The sequence below is a fragment of the Mesorhizobium sp. M7A.F.Ca.CA.004.06.1.1 genome, assembly GCF_003999135.1.
GTDB lineage: Bacteria > Pseudomonadota > Alphaproteobacteria > Rhizobiales > Rhizobiaceae > Mesorhizobium.
On sequence record NZ_RZPQ01000660.1, the window covers coordinates 1 to 3,358 of the forward strand.

3 protein-coding genes are annotated in these 3,358 nt (G+C 64.0%); 2 read left to right on the forward strand and 1 reads right to left on the reverse strand.

Translation table 11 applies throughout. The features are described 5' to 3' along the window. Positions 1-756 (reverse strand): CHASE3 domain-containing protein (locus EN906_RS27815; protein ID WP_206529183.1); only part of this gene is annotated, 756 nt, incomplete at its 3' end. Between the two features lie 258 nt (positions 757-1,014). Between EN906_RS27815 and EN906_RS27820 the strand changes: the two genes are divergently transcribed. Together EN906_RS27820 and EN906_RS27825 are read left to right on the forward strand one after the other, a co-directional pair. Continuing rightward, positions 1,015-2,268, forward strand: a complete 1,254-nt coding sequence (locus EN906_RS27820) for an aspartate kinase (protein ID WP_013529459.1) — start codon at positions 1,015-1,017, stop codon at positions 2,266-2,268. 83 nt (positions 2,269-2,351) lie between these two features. Next, a partial coding sequence (locus tag EN906_RS27825; RefSeq protein WP_127375521.1) for a phosphoenolpyruvate-utilizing N-terminal domain-containing protein occupies positions 2,352-3,358 on the forward strand: 1,007 nt, incomplete at its 3' end.

The following is a 3,358-nucleotide window of genomic DNA, read 5'->3' on the forward strand; positions in this document are numbered from 1 at the left end:
GGGGGCGATGCCGATTGTAAGCTGGCGGACCGCCTCCATCTTGTGCATCTGGCGGATCTGGGATTCGGCCTTTTCGCGAGTCTCGATCTCCTTACCGAGGGCGACGTTCTTGCGCACCAACTCATCCTGGGCGACGGCCACCTCACGGAAGCGGCGGCGCGATTCCCTGATCGCGTAGCCGGCAAGCAGGAAGATCGCCAGCAGCGCCGCCAGCGAACCGATGCGTAGCCAGGCCTCGACCTGGTCGGTATGCGCGTCGCGCGCGGCGATGGCTGCGGCACTGATGCGTCGGACCGTATCCATGCTGGTCCGGATTTCGTCCATGACGGCCTTGCCCTGGCCGCTGCGAACCAGATCCAGGGCATTCGTCGCATTGCCCTGGTCGTACAGGGCAATCGTCTCGGCCAGTTCAGCCTGCTTTTGCGAAAGCGCGTCCTTGATATGGTTGATCGGCTGGACGAGCTGGTCGTCGGGGGCGGTCAAGCTGTCGATGCGGGCAAGTTGGCCCGGAATGGCGCGGACAGCGCTCCGATAGGGTTCGAGATAGGATTTCTCGCCGGTCAGCAGGTAGCCACGCTGGCCGTTCTCGGCTTCCTGCGCCAGAGAAAGCAGACCCGAAAGCAATTGCTGATATTCGATTGCCTCGCGCGCGGCGGCGCGGTTGGCCCGTTGTTCCTCGACCAGCATGGCGCGGCTGCCGACAATCAGCACCAGCACGGCGAAGCCGGCGACAAGCGGGAGCGATTGCCATCGCATGGCACGTCGAAGACGAGCAATCATCATCTGTTATGCCGAACCAAAAGAATTCCCCGCAGGCTGCATTTCGTAGGCGGCGGCGGGGCGGAAGGCAATATGCCGGGTTCTGGCGCCGGCAATCGGCCGCCAGCCTTGCGAAACCTTCATCATTTGGCTAAGGAGGCCGCGCATTCAGCGGCCGGCGTCAGCCGGCCTTCCGCTTTTCGGGATTTCGGCTTTTGGCCGGGATCCGGCTTCAGGCAAAGGCATTTCGCTCCCATGGCGCGCATCGTGATGAAATTCGGCGGAACCTCGGTCGCCGACATCGCCCGCATCCGCAACGTGGCGCGTCACGTAAAACGCGAGGTCGACGCTGGCCACGAGGTGGCGGTGGTCGTTTCGGCGATGGCCGGGAAGACCAATGAACTGGTCGGCTGGACGCGTGAGGCCTCGCCGATGCATGACGCACGCGAATATGATGCGGTCGTCGCTTCCGGCGAGCAGGTCACGGCCGGCCTTCTGGCCATCACCTTGCAGAACATGGGCGTGCACGCCCGCTCCTGGCAGGGCTGGCAGATCCCGATCAAGACCGACAATGCGCATGGAGCGGCGCGCATCCTCGATATCGACGGCGCGTTCCTGATCAAGCGCTTCGGCGAGGGCCAGGTGGCGGTGATCGCCGGGTTCCAGGGCATCGGCCCGGACAATCGTATCGCCACGCTCGGCCGCGGCGGCTCCGACACCAGTGCCGTCGCCATCGCCGCGGCGGTCAAGGCTGATCGCTGCGACATCTATACCGACGTCGACGGGGTCTACACCACCGATCCGCGCATCGAGCCCAAGGCGCGGCGGCTGGCCAAGATATCGTTCGAGGAAATGCTTGAAATGGCTTCGCTCGGCGCCAAGGTTCTGCAGGTGCGTTCGGTCGAGCTTGCCATGGTGCACAGGGTGCGTACCTTCGTGCGGTCGTCCTTCGACGATCCCGACGCGCCCGGAATGGGGGATTTGCTCAATCCGCCCGGAACGCTCATTTGCGACGAGGAAGAGATCGTGGAACAGCAGGTCGTCACCGGAATTGCCTACGCCAAGGATGAAGCGCAGATTTCGCTGCGCCGGGTCGGCGACCGGCCGGGCGTTGCCGCCGGCATCTTCGGGCCGCTGGCCGAGGCCAACATCAATGTCGACATGATCGTCCAGAACATTTCCGAGGACGGCAAGTTCACCGACATGACCTTCACCGTGCCGTCGGGCGATGTCGACAAGGCGCTGGCCGTGCTTGAACGCCTCAAGGCTTCGATCGGCTACGATGTCGTGCAGTCGGAAGCCGGCATGTCGAAGGTTTCGGTCATCGGCATCGGCATGAGGAGCCATGCCGGCGTCGCCGCCACCGCTTTCAAGGCGCTGGCCGACAAATCGATCAACATCCGCGCCATCACGACCTCCGAGATCAAGATTTCGATCCTGATCGACGGTCCGTATACGGAACTTGCGGTTCGTACTTTGCATTCCGTCTACGGTCTGGATAAGCAGTAGCGAGAACGATTTGAGTTGTTGCGTGTGCGCCGGTCGCGGTGGAAACTGCGGCGGGCAGAATGCCCATTGGAGAAGAAGCCGCGATGCGTGATCAGGCCAGTGGCCCGCGCGTTTTGCTCAAACGGCTCCGCGAGCTCATGCAGGAGCCGCTGGAGCCGCAGGAGCGGCTTGACCGGATCGTGCGCGACATCGCCTCCAACATGGTCGCGGAAGTCTGCTCGCTCTATGTGCTGCGCGCCGATTCGGTGCTCGAACTCTACGCTACCGAAGGTCTGAACCCGAACGCCGTCCATTTGGCGCAGTTGCGGCTGGGCCAAGGCCTGGTCGGCACGATCGCCGCCAGCGCGCGGCCGCTCAACCTGTCCAATGCGCAGGAACACCCTGCCTTCGCCTATCTGCCTGAGACCGGGGAAGAGATCTACAACTCGTTCCTCGGCGTGCCGGTGCTGCGGGCAGGGCGCACGCTGGGCGTGCTGGTGGTGCAGAACAAGACCATGCGCCACTACCGCGACGACGAGGTCGAGGCGCTGGAAACCACGGCGATGGTGATCGCCGAGATGATCGCCACCGGCGATCTGGCGCGGCTGACCCGGCCCGGCCTCGAACTCGATCTGCGCCGCCCTGTCAGCTTCACCGGCCTGTCCTTCAATGAAGGCGTCGGGCTCGGCCATGTCGTGCTGCACGAGCCGCGCATCGTCGTCACCAATCTGTTCAACGAAGACAGCGAGGAAGAGGTCCGCCGCCTCGAGACCTCACTCAGCTCGCTCAGGCTGTCCATCGACGACATGCTGGAACGCCGCGACGTCGCCTTCGAAGGCGAGCATCGCCAGGTGTTGGAAGCCTATCGCATGTTCGCCAACGATCGCGGCTGGGTGCGGCGGCTGGAAGAGGCCATCCGCAACGGCCTGACGGCCGAAGCGGCGGTGGAAAAGGTGCAGAGCGACATGCGCGCCCGCATGCTGCACATGACCGATCCCTATCTGCGCGAGCGGATGAGCGATTTCGACGACCTCGCCAACCGCCTGCTGCGTCAGCTGATGGGGCGCGGGCCGGAAGATGTCGCCGCATCGCTGCCGAAGGATGCCATCAT